We start from the raw sequence: 15,257 nt of genomic DNA on the forward strand, positions 1-15,257 counted from the left end.
TCGCTGCCATGATGCTTCCGGCCTACCCCCATGTCTGACGCGCGCGCCCTAGGCGTGTTGCAGCGCGTTTTCGGTTACGAATCCTTCCGCGGCGACCAGCAAGCCATTGTCGAACAGGTGATCGGCGGCGGCGACGCGCTCGTTCTCATGCCCACGGGCGGCGGCAAGTCGCTCTGCTACCAGATCCCCTCGCTGGTGCGCGAAGGCACCGGCATCGTCGTGTCGCCCCTGATCGCGCTGATGCAGGACCAGGTCGACGCGCTGACCGAACTGGGCGTGCGCGCGGCGTTCCTGAATTCCACGCAGGATTGGCGGGTGGCGCGCGAAGTTGAACAGGCTTTTCTGGATGGCGAGCTCGACCTGCTCTACGTCGCCCCCGAACGCCTGCTGACCGACCGCTGCCTGCAATTGCTGGACCGCGGCCGCATCGCCCTGTTCGCCATCGACGAAGCGCACTGCGTGTCGCAATGGGGTCATGACTTCCGGCCCGAATACCTGGGCCTGTCCATGCTCCACGAGCGCTGGCCCGACGTGCCGCGCATCGCGCTCACGGCCACCGCCACCGCCGTCACCCGCACCGAGATCGCGCAGCGCCTGTCCCTGGATGAAGCGCGCCATTTCGTCTCGAGCTTCGACCGTCCCAACATCCGCTACCGCATCGTCGAAAAGAACGAGGTGCGCAAGCAGTTGCTGGACATGATCCGCACCGAGCACGAAGGCGAATCCGGCGTGGTGTACTGCCTGTCGCGCGCCCGGGTCGAAGAAACGGCCGAATTCCTGTGCAATCAGGGCATCGATGCGATGCCGTACCACGCGGGCCTCAGCCCCCAGATCCGGGCGGCAAACCAGTCCCGTTTCCTGCGCGAGGACGGCGTGGTCATGGTTGCCACCATTGCGTTCGGCATGGGCATCGACAAGCCCGACGTGCGCTTCGTGGCCCACATCGACCTGCCCAAGTCCGTCGAAGGCTACTACCAGGAAACCGGCCGCGCCGGCCGCGATGGCCTGCCCGCCACGGCGTGGCTGGCCTATGGCCTGCAAGACGTGGTGCAGCAGCGCCGCATGATCGACGAATCGCCCGGCGACGAATCCTATCGCCGGCGCCTGGGCCAGCAGCTCGACGCCATGCTGGGCCTGTGCGAAACGGTGGAATGCCGGCGCGTGCGGCTGCTGGCTTACTTTGGGCAGCAGATCACCGCCTGCGGCAATTGCGACGTCTGTCTGGATCCGCCGCAGGCGTGGGACGGCACGGTGGCGGCGCAGAAAGTGCTGTCAGCCGTGTACCGGCTCTGGAAAGAACGCGGCCAGCGCTACGGCGCCGGCCACATTATCGACATCCTGCGCGGCAAGGTCACCGACCGCACCAAGCAGCATGGCCACGAGTCGCTCAGCGTGTTCGGCGTGGGCGCCGACCTCTCCGACACCGCGTGGCGCGGTGTGCTGCGCCAACTGTTGGCGCAGGGCCTGCTGACCGTGGACAACGAAGGCTTCGGCACGCTGGCCCTGACCGAAGGCAGCCGCGCGGTGCTCAAGGGCGAGCACCAGCTCATGCTGCGGCGCGAATCCGAAAAGAAGCCGCGTTCCGGCAAGACGGGCAGCGGACGGCCCAAGGCGGCGGCGATCGACCTGCCGGCCGAACTGCAGCCCGTGTTCGAGGCACTGCGCGCCTGGCGCGGCGAAGTCGCCAAGAGCCACGGCGTGCCTGCCTACGTGATCTTCCACGACGCCACGCTGCGCGAGATCGCGCTGGCGCAGCCCGAGTCCATGGACGAACTGAGCCACATCAACGGCGTGGGGGCCCGCAAGCTGGAAGCCTACGGCGAAGAAATCCTGCAGCGGGTGGCGCGGCCGGTGCTGTAGCGCCCGGACAGCACCAGAAGCCCGGGCGGAATGCCGGTCCGGCAATCCGCCCCGCCTTGAATCGCTTAGTACGACGGCGGCGGCAGCAGCGGCACGGGGCGGCGCTCCTTGCCGAAGACCGACCGGTACGCCAGGATGTTGAACACCAGCACCACCGGAATCCCCACGACGGCGCCCGCCATCACGAGCCGCATCGAGCCTAGCGCGCCCGCGCCGTCCCACAGCGTCATGTCGTCCAGGATCAGGTACGGGAACAGGCTGTACGCCAGTCCGCTCAGCATCAGCAGAAACAGCGCCACCGTCAGCACGAAAGGCAGCCAGCTGAAGCGGTCGGCGCGGCCCGGCAGCCGCGCCAGCAGCATTTCCGCGGCCACGAAGCCGGCCAGCATCAGCACCCACACCGACGCCGCAAGGCTCAGGTGGGCAATGTTGCTCCACTTGTAGAAGATGCCGGCGTTGGCCAGGCCCAGCGTGACCGCGATCGACACCATGCCCACGGCGGTCCAGCGGATGGCGTGGCGCGCCCAGTTGGCCGCGCGGCGCTGCAGGTCGCCCTCGACACGCATGACCAGCCACGACGCGCCCAGCAACACGTACGCGGCCACCGCACACAGGCCCACGAACATCGCAAACCAGCCATAACCCGCGTCGGACTGGTAGCCCGTGGCGATGCGGCCAAGCAGCGTGCCCTGGCCGAACGCGGTGATGACCGAGCCGATCCAGAATGCGAAGATCCAGCGCGGCTTCATTTCGTTACGGGCGCGGATGCGGAATTCGAAGGCGACGCTGCGCAGCACCACGCCCAGCACCATGAACGTCAGCGGCCCATAAAGTTTGCCCAGCACGGCGCCCCAGGCGAACGGGAACGCCGCCGCAAACAGCCCCATGCCCAGCAGCAGCCAGAACTCGTTGGCGTCGCGCCACGGGCTGAGCAGGCTCATCATGCGCCCGCGCTCGTGTTCCGGCGCGATCTGCAGCAGGATGCCCACGCCGAGGTCGAAGCCGTCCAGGACCATGCCCGCGGCAATCACGACAAACAGCAGCGCCATGAAGGCGAGCGGCATCCAGAACGAAGGATCGTCGGGGCTCAGGCCTTGCGACGCAGCCAGCATGGCGATCATGGCGCACCTCCGCTCAGCTTGCGCACAGGCACGACGCCGTAGCGCGCCGCATGGAACAGCATGCCGGCGAACGCGGCCAGCAGCAGCGCGTACAGCAGTCCGTAGCCGGCCAGCCCGTACAGCACGGTGCTGGAGGGCACGGAACCCAGGACCTCGGACTGCGTAACGGTGCCGTTCACGACAAAAGGCTGCAGCCCGATGATGGAGACCCACCAGCCGGCCACCACGGCGATGCCGCCGGAGAACATCATGCCGCACAGGACCCGCTGCCACCAAGGCGGCAGGACCGACGGGTCCATGCCGCGCCGGAACGTCCACAGGAAGGTCACGCACGCCACGGCCAGCATCAGCAGTCCCAGGCCGACGGCCACGCGCAGCGACCAGAAGGTCAGCGCCACCGGCGGCAGCATGCCCGAATATTTGTCCAGGCCCTGGTAGGTGCCGTCCGCATTGCGATGCAGCCACATGCCGCCGGCGTTATTGATCGTGAGGTCGCCTTCGTTGACGTGCCCGCGCGCGTCGGGCCAGCCGAACAGCACCAGTTGCGGCACGGGGCCGCTTTCCCAGAAGCCCGCCGCGGCCGCGGCCTTGGCCGGTTGCAGCTTTGCCATCATCTGACCCGCGCCGGTCGCCACGGGCACCTGCAGGAACGCGGCCACCACGGCCACCACCAGCGCCGTCTTGAACGCGCTGCGCTCGCCCTCGCCCAGCGGCCGCCGCAACGCCTGCAGCGCGGTCACGCCCATCATGAGGAACGAGGCGGCCAACGCCGCGCCGACCATCACCACGGCCATGCGCCAGCCAACCGAGGGATTGAGCACGACCTTGTGCCAGTCATAGACCTGGTAGCGGCCGTCGACCAGCAGCGCGCCGTCCGGCGTCTGCATCCACGATTGCAGGGCAAGCACCCAGAACACGGCGACGAGCTGCCCGGCCGCCACCATCAGGACGGCCAGCGTGTGCGCGCCATCGGACACGCGGCGCTGGCCGAACAGCATGACGCCCAGGAAACAGGACTTGAGGATGAAGACGGACAGGATGCCGTAACCCAGCAGCGGACCGGCCACGTTGCCGATCTTGTCCATCAGGCCCGCCCACAGGCTGCCGATCTGGATCAGGACGGGCACGCTGGCGGCCAGCGTCAACACGAAGGACAGCGCAAAGATGCGGACCCAGAAGCGGTAGGCCGCCGTCCAGCCACCGTGGCTGGACCACCGGGCCCGGATCTTGAAGAACAGCAGCACCCAGGCCAGCGCCAGAGAGACGGCTAGGAAAAGCGCCAGGAAGCTAAGGCTGGCCACAAACTGCGCCCGGGCCAGGGATAGGGTCGAGATATCCATAATGGCCCGTAGTGTAGAGCCAGTTACATGACTATGGGGGCCGATCGAAACCGGTTGAAGGCGTGGCAAAAATGGCCGCGCTGCGGAACGTGGCAAAATTGACGCTTTGTCGCTGCTTTTTCCTATTCTTTCAAGAATGACCACCGCCCCGACGCCGACCCCCGCCGCATCAAACTTCCTGCTCAACATCGTCCAAGACGACCTCGAAGCCAACCGCTTCCAGGGCAAGCGCTGGGCGGGCAAGCCTGGCCCGGCGGCCATGCAGCAGCAGGGAGACGCGGACCCGGCGCGCATCCGCACGCGTTTTCCGCCGGAGCCCAACGGCTACCTGCACATCGGCCACGCCAAGAGCATCTGCGTGAACTTCGGCCTGGCGCGCGACTTCGGCGGCGTCTGTCACCTGCGTTTCGACGACACCAACCCCGAGAAAGAAGACCAGGAATACGTCGACGCCATCATCGAGGCCGTCCACTGGCTGGGCTTTGACTGGAAGGCCGACGGCCGCGAGAACCTGTACTTCGCCAGCGACTACTTCGGCTATATGTATGAGTTTGCCGAAGCCCTGGTCGAAGCCGGCCACGCCTACGTCGACGAACAGAGCGCGGAAGAAATCCGCGCCAACCGCGGCACGCTGACCGAACCCGGCACGGATTCGCCCTGGCGCAACCGCCCGGCCGCCGAGTCCATCGCGCTGCTGCGCGAAATGCGCGACGGCAAGCATCCGGACGGCAGCCTGGTGCTGCGCGCCAAGATCAACATGGCGTCGCCCAACATCAACCTGCGCGACCCGGTCATGTATCGCGTCCGCCACGCCACGCACCATCGCACCGGCGACCAGTGGTGCATCTACCCGATGTACAGCTGGGCGCACCCGGTGGAAGACGCGCTGGAAGGCATCACGCACAGCGTCTGCACGCTGGAATTCGAAGACCAGCGCCCGTTCTACGACTGGATCCTGACGCGCCTGGCCGAACTGGGCAAGCTGGCCCAGCCGCTGCCGCACCAGTACGAATTTGCCCGCCTGAACCTGAGCTACGTCGTCACCAGCAAGCGCAAGCTGCTGCAGCTGGTGAAGGAAGGCCATGTGGACGGCTGGGACGACCCGCGCATGCCCACCATTTTCGGCCTGCGCCGCCGCGGCTACACGCCCGCGTCGATCCGCCTGTTCTGCGACCGCACCGCCGTCTCCAAGTCCGATTCGCGCATCGACTACAGCCTGCTCGAACAGGCCGTGCGCGACGACCTGGACCCCATCGCCGCCCGCTCGGTGGCCGTGCTGGACCCGATCAAGCTGATCATCACCAACTACCCGGAAGGCCAGACCGAGACCTGCACCGCGCCGCGCAATCCGCACGACCCCGAAGCCGGCGTGCGCGAGTTCCCGCTGTCGCGCGAGCTGTGGATCGAACGCGACGACTTCCGCGAGGAAGCGCCCAAGAAGTATTTCCGCCTGTTCCCGGGCAACACGGTGCGTCTGAAGTACGGCTATGTCGTGCGCTGCACCGGCTTCACCAAGAACGAGGCCGGCGAGGTCGTCGAAGTGCAGGCCGAATACCTGCCGGACACCAAGAGCGGCACCCCGGGCGCTGACAGCGTCAAGGTCAAGGGCAACATCACCTGGGTCAGCGCGGCGCACGCGGTGCCCGCGCAGATCCACCTGTACGACCGCCTGTTCGCGGATCCGCGTCCGGACGGCGGCGACAAGGACTTCCTGGCCTGCCTGAACCCCAACTCCAAGCAGACCGTCACGGCCTGGCTGGAACCGGGCACGGTGGCCACGCCGGGCGCGACCTGGCAGTTCGAGCGCCTGGGCTACTTCACGGCGGACCTGAAGGACTCGACGCCCGACGCGCCGGTGCTGAACCGCATCGTGACCCTGCGCGATTCGTGGGTGCAAGGCTGACGCGCCCGCGTGCGCAATACCGGGAAAAGGCGCCTTGTGGCGCCTTTTTCTTTCGCCCTGCGCCCGGCGCAGGCCGCCCCCGGCGGGTTATCATCCCCGACATCCCGCAGCCGGTTGCGCGCACCGTTTTCCGCCGCCCGGACCGCCAGCCACAATCAAGATGAACACTGAATCCCTAGCCCTGGACTTCAAGAGCGCCACCCTGTATGCCATCCGGGTGGTTTTGCATAGCGCCGATCCCGAACGCCTGAACGCAGCGCTGGCCAAGCGCATGGCGGATGCCGGCAGCTTCTTTGAAAACGAGCCCGTCGTCATCGACGCCAGCCGGGTCGAGGAAACGATCGACTGGCCGGCGCTGGTCGCGTCGCTGCGCGGCCACAACCTGCCTCCGATCGGCGTGGTGGCCGAAGGCGCCAATCTGCAAGCCGCGCGCGATGCCGGCCTGACCCCGGTCGAACTGTCCACGCCTGCCGCGCGACCCGCCCCCGTGGTGGACACCGCGCCGCCGAACGACGTCGCGACGCCCGTGCCGTCCGTGCCGGCCGCCGCCGTCGAGATCGCGCCCGCACCCACCGACACGTCGGCGCTTGCCGCGCAGACGTCTGCCGCCGACACCGCGGCGCAGGACAAGACGGCGGCCGCTGACGTTGCCGATGCAAAGTCCGAAGCGCAGGCCGAAAAGCCCGCGGCCGACGCCGATCCCCTGCCCGCCCGCGTGGCCAGCAGCACCACGTCCGCGCCCAGCCCGACGGCCGCCGCCCCGCACTCGTCGTCGGCGCTGGTGGTCACGCGGCCGCTGCGCTCGGGCCAGCGCGTCTACGCGCGGCATACGGATCTGGTGGTGATCGGCATGGTCAGCCAGGGCGCCGAAGTCATCGCCGACGGCAACGTGCACGTTTACGGCCCGTTGCGCGGCAAGGCCATGGCCGGCGCGCGCGGCGACACGTCGGCGCGCATCTTCACGACGCATCTGGATGCGGAATTGCTGGCCGTCGCGGGCGTCTACCGCGTGGTCGAAGACAAGCTCGATGGCACGCTGCAGAACCAGCCTGCGCTGGTCCGCCTGGATGGTGACACGCTGCGCATCGAAGCGCTGAAGGCCTGATGCCGCGCTCCGGGCGCGGCATCCTGCGAGACGGCGGCGCGGCCGCGGCCCGCTCAAATCTCAACACATCCTGTAAGAAGCCTTACACGGGCTTTTTGCTTTACGATAACGCGATTTATTCGAACATAAGGGTTTGATCGTCATGACACGCATTGTTGTGGTGACTTCCGGCAAAGGCGGCGTGGGCAAAACCACGACGAGCGCCAGTTTTTCCGCGGGCCTCGCGATGCGGGGCCACAAGACCGCTGTCATCGACTTCGACGTCGGCCTGCGCAACCTCGACCTCATCATGGGTTGCGAGCGTCGCGTGGTGTATGACTTCGTCAATGTGATCCAGGGCGAAGCGACCCTCAAGCAAGCGCTCATCAAGGACAAGCAGCTTGAAAACCTTTTCATCCTGCCCGCCTCGCAAACGCGCGACAAGGATGCGCTGACGCAGGAAGGCGTGGAAAAGGTCATCAATGACCTGAAGGAAATGGGTTTCGACTACATCGTCTGCGATTCGCCCGCCGGCATCGAAACCGGCGCGCTGATGGCCGCGTATTTTGCGGATGACGCGCTGGTGGTGACCAACCCGGAAGTCTCGTCCGTGCGTGACTCGGACCGCATCCTGGGCATCCTGGCCGCCAAGTCCAAGCGCGCGGTCGAGGGCGACGAGCCGGTCAAGGAATACCTGCTGCTGACCCGCTACAACCCCAAGCGCGTGTCCGACGGCGAGATGCTGTCGCTGACCGACATCGAAGACATCCTGCGCATCAAGCTCATCGGCGTGATTCCCGAATCGGAAGCCGTGCTGCAGGCGTCGAACCAGGGCCTGCCGGCCATCCACCTGAAAGACACCGACGTCTCGGAAGCCTACAAGGACGTCGTCAGCCGTTACCTTGGCGAAGACAAGGCCCTGCGCTTTACCGACTACGAAAAGCCGGGTTTCCTGAAACGCCTGTTCGGAGGCAAGTAAGCGATGTCCTTCCTGTCGTTTCTGCTCGGTCAAAAGAAGACCTCCGCGTCCGTCGCCAAAGAACGGTTGCAGATCATCCTTGCCCACGAGCGTGGCCGCGGGGATTCGCCCGATTACCTGCCGCAGCTTCAGCAGGAACTGATCGCGGTCATCTCCAAGTACGTGAAGATCAATCCTGAAGACATCAAGGTGCACCTGGAACGCCAGGACACATTGGAAGTGTTGGAAGTGAAGATCGAAATGCCGCAGAACGAGACGTGACGTCTCTGCTGTGCGCCGGCCTTGCCGGCGCGCGTTGCGCATAAAAAAACGCCCGGCATTGCCGGGCGTTGCTTTTTGGGACGAGGAAGGCTTAACGCTTGCCGACCTGGTCGCCGATCACACCGCCGATCGCCGCGCCGCCGACCGTGCCGAGCACGCCGCCGTTAGTGATCACCGCACCCGCGACGCCGCCGAGTGCGGCGCCCCCCACGGTGCTCTTCTGGCGGTGGCTCATGCCATCCCACGATGAACAACCCGCCATGGTGGCAGCCAGCGCCACAGCGGCACAGATCTTGGAAAGCGATGCGATTTTCATGATGTAGCTCCTATTCTTTTACCCGGGGCCGCACCGGAGAATCAAAATGCGAGCGAGCGGACCTTTAGGGGTTTAGAGCTTTCAGGATCGCAAATTATCCGGGGACACGGTGTTAGGTTTACCCAGGAATTGTGTCAAAGGGAGAGCGAACTTTTGCACTCCCCTGGGAACGATGTTGCAAGGGCCGGCGGCTATTTGACCAGACGTAACACGTCGCGGAAGCGCGGGTGCTCGCACGTCTCCATCCACTCGAAAATCGCCATCTCTGTCGTGACGATCTCCGCGCCGTGAGCGCGCGCGCGGCGCAGCGCGGCATGATGGTCCGACGGCTTGCGCGATCCGGCCGCATCCGCGACAAGCACCGTCTTGTAGCCAAGGTCCACCAGACCGATCACGGTTTGCAGCACGCAGATATGCGCCTCGCAGCCGGCCACCAGCACCGTCTTGCGCGAGGCGGGCAGCCAGCCGTCGAAACCCGGTTCGCGGGCTGACGAAAAGTGCATCTTCTGGAACGTGGCCTGCACCAGCTCGCGCAATGGGTCCACGGTGACGCCCAGCATCTTGCTGTGGTGCTCGGTGGCGACGACCGGCACATCGAGCAACCGCGCCGCCTGCGCCAGTTTGTGCGCGGCGTTCAGCACGGCGTCGCCTTCGTGGATGACAGGCATCAGGCGGCCCTGCATGTCGACAATCAACAGGGTGGAATCGGAGGCGGACAGCAGCATGGTGAGGACTCCTGGGGGCAAGGGGTCAGCATAACGCTGTGGGGCGGTGTCTGACACCCCTGCAAATGTAGGACCGGTTCGGGTGTCTGACACCCCTGCAAATGTCCGATTCGGGTGTCTGACACCAGAAAAAAAATCCCGGCGCGTGGCCGGGATTCTTGGCGGTGGAGCCTGTCGTTTTTACTTCAATGCCTTGTACCGCAGGCGCTTGGGCTTGGCGCCCTCTTCGCCCAGGCGGCGCTTCTTGTCGGCTTCGTATTCCTGATAGTTGCCGTCGAAGAACACGACCTGCGAATCGCCTTCGAAGGCCATGATGTGCGTGGCGATACGGTCCAGGAACCAGCGATCGTGGCTGATGACCATGACGCTGCCGGGGAACTCGAGCAGCGCATCTTCAAGCGCACGGAGCGTTTCGACGTCGAGGTCGTTGGACGGTTCGTCAAGCAGCAGGACGTTGCCGCCGGCGATCAGCGTCTTGGCCATGTGCAGGCGGCCGCGTTCGCCGCCCGAGAGCTGGCCCACGACCTTGTTCTGGTCGCCGCCCTTGAAGTTGAAGCGGCCCAGGTAGGCGCGCGACGACATTTCGAACTTGCCGACGGTCAGGATGTCGGCGCCATCGGACACGGCGTCGAACACCGTCTTCTTGTCTTCCAGCGCGTCGCGCGACTGGTCGACGAAGGCGAGCTTCACGGTCTGGCCGATCTTGACTTCGCCCGAATCCGGCTGCTCGCGGCCGGCGATCATGCGGAACAGCGTGGACTTACCGGCGCCGTTCGCGCCGATGATGCCGACGATCGCGCCCGGCGGCACCTTGAAGCTGAGGTTATCGATCAGCAGACGGTCGCCGTAGGCCTTGCTGACGTTGTTGAATTCGATGACCTCGTTGCCCAGGCGCTCGCCCACCGGAATGAAGATTTCCTGGGTTTCGTTGCGCTTCTGGTATTCGTACGAGGACAGTTCCTCGAAACGCGCCAGACGCGCCTTGGCCTTGGCTTGGCGGCCCTTCGGGTTCTGGCGCACCCACTCCAGTTCTTTCTTGATGGTCTTCTGGCGCGCCGATTCGGAGGACTCTTCCTGCTTGAGGCGGTCTTCCTTCTGTTCCAGCCACGAGCTGTAATTGCCCTTCCAGGGAATGCCGTAGCCGCGGTCCAGTTCCAGGATCCATTCGGCCGCGTTGTCCAGGAAGTAGCGATCGTGGGTCACGCCGACGACGGTGCCGGGGAACTTGTGCAGGAACTGCTCCAGCCACTCCACGCTTTCCGCGTCCAGGTGGTTGGTGGGTTCGTCGAGCAGCAGCATGTCGGGCTTGGACAGCAGCAGGCGACACAGGGCCACGCGGCGCTTTTCACCACCGGACAGGTTGCCGACGGTGGCATCCCAGGGCGGCAGGCGCAGCGCGTCGGCGGCGATTTCCATCTGGTGTTCGATGTCGTCCGCGCCGCTGGAGGCGGCGGCGGCGATGATGGCTTCGAGTTCGGCCTGTTCAGCGGCCAGCGCGTCGAAGTCGGCGTCGGGTTCGGCGTACGCGGCGTAGACCTCGTCCAGGCGCTTCTTGGCGGTGACGACGGCGCCCAGGCCTTCTTCAACCGCCTGTCGGACCGTGTGCTCGGGGTTGAGCTGCGGTTCCTGCGGCAGGTAGCCGATGTTCAGGCCCGGCATGGGCACGGCTTCGCCTTCGATCTCGCGGTCGACGCCCGCCATGATCTTCAGCAGCGTCGACTTGCCCGAGCCGTTCAGGCCCAGCACGCCGATCTTGGCGCCAGGAAAAAACGAAAGGGAGATATCGCGCAGGATCTGCCGCTTGGGCGGCACGATCTTGCCGACGCGGTTCATGGTGTAGACGTATTGGGCCATGGGCTCGTAGGTGAGATATAGCTGAGAAACCGTTGATTGTAGGCCGGATCCCTGACCGGCGTGCGGCAGCCGTGATCCGGCCCCATCTCGCCTTGATCCGGGCCTTTGCCCGCCTTCAGTTGGCCTTCTCGGCCCGGCCCGGCAGACCCGGCGTACGCATCTGCGCCAGCATCACGCCGGCCAACGCCAGCGCACCGCCCGCGATATGAAACAGATGCGGCTTTTCATCGAGGAACAGCGCCGCGATGGCCACGGTGAACACCGGCATGACGTTCAGGAAGATGCTGGCGCGGTTGGGGCCCAGGTGGCGCACGCCCTGCATCCACAGATACGGCGCAAACAGCGACGGAAACACCGCCGCATACAGCACCAGCGGCACGTTGGCGGCATTGAGCGGCGACGGCGCCGCCATCAGAAACGCGGGAAGCTGGAACAGAATGCCGAACGCGACCTGCACGTACAGCGACTGCCACGGCCCCACGGGCAGCGCCCACCGGCGCAGCAGCACGCCATAGAGCGCATAGGCCAGCGCGCCCAGCCCCATCAGCACGTCGCCGTGGTTGGCGCCCACGGACAGCAGCCGGGCCGGGTCGCCCTCGCCAATCAGCAGCGCCAGCCCGGCCAGCGACACCAGGCTGCCCAGCACCGCCATGGCCGTGGGGCGCTCGCGCATGATGACCGCCATGACGGCGATGGTCATGAGCGGGATCATCGCGGTGATGAAGCCCATGTTGGTGGCGGTGGTGGACGCGGCCGCCACGTACGCCAGGCCTTGGTACAGCGCCATGCCCAGTCCGCCCAGCACCGCGAACTTCGGCAGGTGCGCCAGCACCTGGCGGCGTTGCGCCCAGACGCCGGGCAGCGCAAACGGGGTCAGGACGATGCCCGCCAGCGCCCAGCGATAAAAGCCGATGGCCGCCGGCGCGATAACGCCCGCGGCCATCTTGGTGACGATCATGTTGACCGACCAGATCAGGGCGGCCAGAAGCGGAAACAGGAAAAATCGGAGGGGGAGCTGCGGGGCGTCGGAGCGCATGGATGAAACGGGAAGGCAGAAAGACGAAAAGCAGGCCAGTGTAGGCTCCGTCCGACCCGCTGTATACGTCACTGAAATGTTGGCGCCCCGGCTCGCCATCTGAACACCGCCCGCGTTTCTTCGTAATCCAAGCGCCCGATGCACCGCAGCGCGGTTCGCGCGACAATAGCGCCTGACGTATCTGCCGTGCCGTCGCGGCTTCATCGCGCCCAGGAACCTTCATGTCCGCCTCTGCCACTCCTCCCGCTTCCTTGACCCATTTCAGCGCACCCGAACTGGACATGCTGGCCAAGACCGCGGATGCACTCAGCGCCTATCTGGGCAAACCCGTGCTGGCGGAAGTGGTGCTGGGCGATGAAGGCACCGAATGGGTGACCTACGGCGTCCCAATGGACGAGAAGGCCGAGACGGACGAGGAACAGACCCACGTGCAGATGGGCGGGCCGGGCGCGCGCCTGCTCGGTAACCGCGGCGGCTTGCCGCAGTCCGATGACGACACCTACGACTGTCTGTACCTGTGGGCAATCCAGATCTCGCTGAACGACGGCGAGCGCTTCATCAAGCTGGACCACGACGGTGAAGAATCCGCCTGGTCCGACAACCTGGAAGACGTGCTGCCCTTTGCCCTGACCGAGGAACCGCAGCCGGATCCCGACGAGGAAGACGAAGAAGACGACGGCGCGGACGACGAAGACGACGACACGCCGTACGACGACGTCCAGAACCACAACCACCGCCATTGAGCGGCGCGCCGCAGCCCGGGCAGGCGCCCGGTCCACGGCGTTTACAGAATCACACGGTGATCCGGCCTTCCTCGACCGCGTGGCAGGCCACGATCGACACCCCCGCCAGCTTCGCGACCGGCGCTTCGGCCTTGCAACGGTCGTTGGCGTGCGGGCAGCGCGGATGGAAGGTGCAGCCGGACGGGGGATTCAGGGGATTGGGCACCTCGCCCGCCACCGCCGTGCGCGGCTTGCCCGCGCCGTTGATGTCCGGAATCGCCTCGAGCAGCATCCGCGTGTAAGGATGCCGCGGCCGCGCGAAGAGTTCGTCGCGCGGCGCCACTTCCACCATGCGGCCCAGGTACATCACGCCCACACGATCCGCCACATGGTGCACGACGGCCAGGTTGTGCGAGATGAACAGATACGTCAGCCCCAGCTTGCGCTGCAGGTCTTTCATCAGGTTCAGCACCTGCGCCTGCACGGACACATCCAGCGCCGAGGTGGGCTCGTCGCACACCAGGAATTCCGGATTGACCGCCAGCGCGCGCGCGATCGAGATGCGCTGACGCTGCCCGCCCGAGAACTGGTGCGGATAGCGGCTCTGGTCCGCGGGATCCAGGCCCACTTGCCGCAGGAGTTCGCCCACGCGCGCCACGCGGTCCGCGGGCGACATCTGCGTGTGCGTCAGCATCGGCTCGGCGATGATGCGGCCCACGCGCCAGCGCGGATTCAGGCTGGCATAGGGATCCTGGAAGATCATCTGCAAGCGTTTGCGCAAGGCGCGCCCGCCGGGCTCGGACATGCGCGACAGCGGCTGGCCGTCGAAGTGGATGTCGCCGCGCGTCAGGCCATACAGCCCGACCAGCATGCGCGCGACCGTGGATTTTCCACAGCCGGATTCACCCACCAGCGCCAGCGTTTCGCCGCGGGCGATGTCGAACGACACGCCGTCCACCGCGCGCAGCATCACTTTGGGCTTGCGCGCCAGCGTGCGCTCCAGCCAGGGCGGCGATACGTCGAACCAGCGCGCCGCGTCCTTTACTTGAACCAAGGGCGTGCTCATGCGGCCACCTCCAACGTATTGCCTTTGTCATGCAGCCAACAGGCGGCGCGCGACGTGCCCGCGGGCATCAGCTCCGGGCGGTCGTGCGCGCAGCGCGGCAGGCGCTGGACGCAGCGGGGATTGAACGCACAGCCCGGCGGAATGGCGTTCAGGCGCGGCATGCTGCCGTCGATCTGCACCAGCCGCTCGGTGTGGCCTTCCAGCGTGGGAATGGACCCCATCAGTCCCGATGTATAGGGATGGCGCGGTTTGTGGATCACGTCGGCCACCGGCCCGATCTCGGCCACGCGGCCGGCGTACATCACCGCCACGCGGTCGGCGGTCTCGGCGATGACGCCCATGTCGTGCGTGATCAACATGACCGCCGTGCCGTTTTCGCGGCACAGGCGTTTGAGCAGTTCGATGATCTGCGCCTGGATCGACACGTCCAGCGCGGTGGTGGGTTCGTCGGCCACCACCAGTTTCGGCTCGGCGGCCAGGGCCAGCGCAATCACGACGCGCTGACGCATGCCGCCGGAGAACTGGTGCGGGTAGTGGTCGATGCGCTCGCGCGCGGCGGGAATGCCGGTGGACGCCAGCAGCTCCACCGCGCGGTTGCGCGCCTGCGACCAGGTCATGTCCAGGTGGGTGACGATGGTTTCAGCCAGTTGCCGGCCCACCGTGTACAGCGGGTTCAGCGACGTCAGCGGGTCCTGGAACACCGCGCCGATCTCCCGGCCGCGCACGCGGCGCATCTGTTCGTCGGGCAGGTTGTCGATGCGACGGCCGGCCAGCAGGATCTCGCCGGCCGCGATGCGGCCCGGGGGTTCGAGCAGGCCGATGATGGAGGCGCCGGTCAGCGACTTGCCGGCGCCGGATTCGCCCACCACGCCCAGGACTTCGCCAGCCTGGATGGAAAAGGACACGTCGTCCAGGGCGCGTAGCGTGCCGCGGCGCGTGGGAAACTCCACGCGCAGGTTGCGGACTTCGAGTAATGCGCTCATGGTTTAC

Annotated in this window: 14 protein-coding genes; 6 read left to right on the forward strand and 8 right to left on the reverse strand. The window is 66.2% G+C overall.

Annotated features, from left to right (window positions below):
- The first annotated feature begins 30 nt into the window (after nt 1–30).
- Nucleotides 31–1,860, forward strand: coding sequence for a DNA helicase RecQ (gene recQ, locus KW836_RS23540; RefSeq protein WP_175123203.1), 1,830 nt, complete (start codon nt 31–33; stop codon nt 1,858–1,860).
- Nucleotides 1,861–1,925: 65 nt separating this feature from the next.
- Here the strand turns inward: recQ and KW836_RS23545 are convergent, their stop codons facing one another.
- Together KW836_RS23545 and KW836_RS23550 are read right to left on the reverse strand one after the other, a co-directional pair.
- Nucleotides 1,926–2,981: a cytochrome d ubiquinol oxidase subunit II gene (locus tag KW836_RS23545; protein ID WP_175123204.1), complete on the reverse strand. Its 1,056-nt coding sequence runs from the start codon at nt 2,979–2,981 to the stop codon at nt 1,926–1,928.
- Nucleotides 2,978–4,321 (reverse strand): cytochrome ubiquinol oxidase subunit I, encoded by a 1,344-nt coding sequence (locus tag KW836_RS23550; RefSeq protein ID WP_175137185.1) that lies wholly within the window; start codon nt 4,319–4,321, stop codon nt 2,978–2,980. The genes KW836_RS23545 and KW836_RS23550 overlap by 4 nt, the downstream gene beginning before the upstream one ends.
- A 136-nt stretch (nt 4,322–4,457) precedes the next feature.
- Between KW836_RS23550 and KW836_RS23555 the strand changes: the two genes are divergently transcribed.
- The 4 genes from KW836_RS23555 to minE all read left to right on the forward strand — a co-directional run bounded on the left by KW836_RS23555 (nt 4,458) and on the right by minE (nt 8,548).
- Entirely contained in the window at nt 4,458–6,224 is a 1,767-nt protein-coding gene (locus tag KW836_RS23555) for a glutamine--tRNA ligase/YqeY domain fusion protein (RefSeq protein WP_218344919.1), read from the forward strand.
- Between the two features lie 160 nt (nt 6,225–6,384).
- Nucleotides 6,385–7,329 (forward strand): septum site-determining protein MinC, encoded by a 945-nt coding sequence (gene minC / locus KW836_RS23560; protein ID WP_218344920.1) that lies wholly within the window; start codon nt 6,385–6,387, stop codon nt 7,327–7,329.
- A 142-nt stretch (nt 7,330–7,471) separates the two neighbouring features.
- Nucleotides 7,472–8,287: a septum site-determining protein MinD gene (minD, locus tag KW836_RS23565; protein ID WP_008158705.1), complete on the forward strand. Its 816-nt coding sequence runs from the start codon at nt 7,472–7,474 to the stop codon at nt 8,285–8,287.
- A gap of 3 nt (nt 8,288–8,290) precedes the next feature.
- Nucleotides 8,291–8,548: a cell division topological specificity factor MinE gene (gene minE, locus KW836_RS23570; RefSeq protein ID WP_006217654.1), complete on the forward strand. Its 258-nt coding sequence runs from the start codon at nt 8,291–8,293 to the stop codon at nt 8,546–8,548.
- Between the two features lie 91 nt (nt 8,549–8,639).
- On the opposite strand, the gene KW836_RS23575 is transcribed toward minE, so the two are convergent.
- From KW836_RS23575 to KW836_RS23590, 4 genes are all read right to left on the reverse strand, one after another.
- Nucleotides 8,640–8,864, reverse strand: coding sequence for a glycine zipper 2TM domain-containing protein (locus KW836_RS23575; RefSeq protein WP_056321146.1), 225 nt, complete (start codon nt 8,862–8,864; stop codon nt 8,640–8,642).
- A gap of 191 nt (nt 8,865–9,055) precedes the next feature.
- Nucleotides 9,056–9,589: an isochorismatase family protein gene (locus tag KW836_RS23580; protein WP_105237533.1), complete on the reverse strand. Its 534-nt coding sequence runs from the start codon at nt 9,587–9,589 to the stop codon at nt 9,056–9,058.
- A 180-nt stretch (nt 9,590–9,769) separates the two neighbouring features.
- Nucleotides 9,770–11,443, reverse strand: coding sequence for an energy-dependent translational throttle protein EttA (gene ettA / locus KW836_RS23585; protein WP_175123208.1), 1,674 nt, complete (start codon nt 11,441–11,443; stop codon nt 9,770–9,772).
- Between the two features lie 115 nt (nt 11,444–11,558).
- Entirely contained in the window at nt 11,559–12,479 is a 921-nt protein-coding gene (locus tag KW836_RS23590; protein WP_175138813.1) for a DMT family transporter, read from the reverse strand.
- A gap of 221 nt (nt 12,480–12,700) precedes the next feature.
- On the opposite strand from KW836_RS23590, the gene KW836_RS23595 reads away from it, so the two are divergent.
- Nucleotides 12,701–13,222: a hypothetical protein gene (locus KW836_RS23595; RefSeq protein ID WP_218344921.1), complete on the forward strand. Its 522-nt coding sequence runs from the start codon at nt 12,701–12,703 to the stop codon at nt 13,220–13,222.
- A 49-nt stretch (nt 13,223–13,271) separates the two neighbouring features.
- Here the strand turns inward: KW836_RS23595 and KW836_RS23600 are convergent, their stop codons facing one another.
- Both KW836_RS23600 and KW836_RS23605 read right to left on the reverse strand, forming a co-directional pair.
- Complete coding sequence (locus KW836_RS23600; protein WP_175138815.1) at nt 13,272–14,267, reverse strand: ABC transporter ATP-binding protein; 996 nt, start codon at nt 14,265–14,267, stop codon at nt 13,272–13,274.
- Nucleotides 14,264–15,250 (reverse strand): ABC transporter ATP-binding protein, encoded by a 987-nt coding sequence (locus KW836_RS23605; protein WP_218344922.1) that lies wholly within the window; start codon nt 15,248–15,250, stop codon nt 14,264–14,266. Before KW836_RS23605 ends, KW836_RS23600 begins: the two co-directional genes overlap by 4 nt.
- Nucleotides 15,251–15,257 lie beyond the last annotated feature (7 nt).

Origin of the sequence: Achromobacter sp. ACM05, from assembly GCF_019218915.1 — a bacterium.
Classification (GTDB): domain Bacteria; phylum Pseudomonadota; class Gammaproteobacteria; order Burkholderiales; family Burkholderiaceae_B; genus Achromobacter; species Achromobacter animicus.

Excerpts from the sequence above, each read along its gene's own strand:
- KW836_RS23545 (WP_175123204.1), bottom strand. The coding sequence starts at position 2,981 with ATGATCGCCATGCTGGCTGCGTCGCAAGGCCTGAGCCCCGACGATCCT.
- minC (WP_218344920.1), top strand. The coding sequence starts at position 6,385 with ATGAACACTGAATCCCTAGCCCTGGACTTCAAGAGCGCCACCCTGTAT.
- KW836_RS23550 (WP_175137185.1), bottom strand. The coding sequence starts at position 4,321 with ATGGATATCTCGACCCTATCCCTGGCCCGGGCGCAGTTTGTGGCCAGC.
- KW836_RS23600 (WP_175138815.1), bottom strand. The coding sequence starts at position 14,267 with ATGAGCACGCCCTTGGTTCAAGTAAAGGACGCGGCGCGCTGGTTCGAC.
- minD (WP_008158705.1), top strand. The coding sequence starts at position 7,472 with ATGACACGCATTGTTGTGGTGACTTCCGGCAAAGGCGGCGTGGGCAAA.
- minE (WP_006217654.1), top strand. The coding sequence starts at position 8,291 with ATGTCCTTCCTGTCGTTTCTGCTCGGTCAAAAGAAGACCTCCGCGTCC.
- KW836_RS23590 (WP_175138813.1), bottom strand. The coding sequence starts at position 12,479 with ATGCGCTCCGACGCCCCGCAGCTCCCCCTCCGATTTTTCCTGTTTCCG.
- KW836_RS23555 (WP_218344919.1), top strand. The coding sequence starts at position 4,458 with ATGACCACCGCCCCGACGCCGACCCCCGCCGCATCAAACTTCCTGCTC.
- KW836_RS23605 (WP_218344922.1), bottom strand. The coding sequence starts at position 15,250 with ATGAGCGCATTACTCGAAGTCCGCAACCTGCGCGTGGAGTTTCCCACG.
- KW836_RS23595 (WP_218344921.1), top strand. The coding sequence starts at position 12,701 with ATGTCCGCCTCTGCCACTCCTCCCGCTTCCTTGACCCATTTCAGCGCA.
- recQ (WP_175123203.1), top strand. The coding sequence starts at position 31 with ATGTCTGACGCGCGCGCCCTAGGCGTGTTGCAGCGCGTTTTCGGTTAC.
- KW836_RS23580 (WP_105237533.1), bottom strand. The coding sequence starts at position 9,589 with ATGCTGCTGTCCGCCTCCGATTCCACCCTGTTGATTGTCGACATGCAG.
- ettA (WP_175123208.1), bottom strand. The coding sequence starts at position 11,443 with ATGGCCCAATACGTCTACACCATGAACCGCGTCGGCAAGATCGTGCCG.
- KW836_RS23575 (WP_056321146.1), bottom strand. The coding sequence starts at position 8,864 with ATGAAAATCGCATCGCTTTCCAAGATCTGTGCCGCTGTGGCGCTGGCT.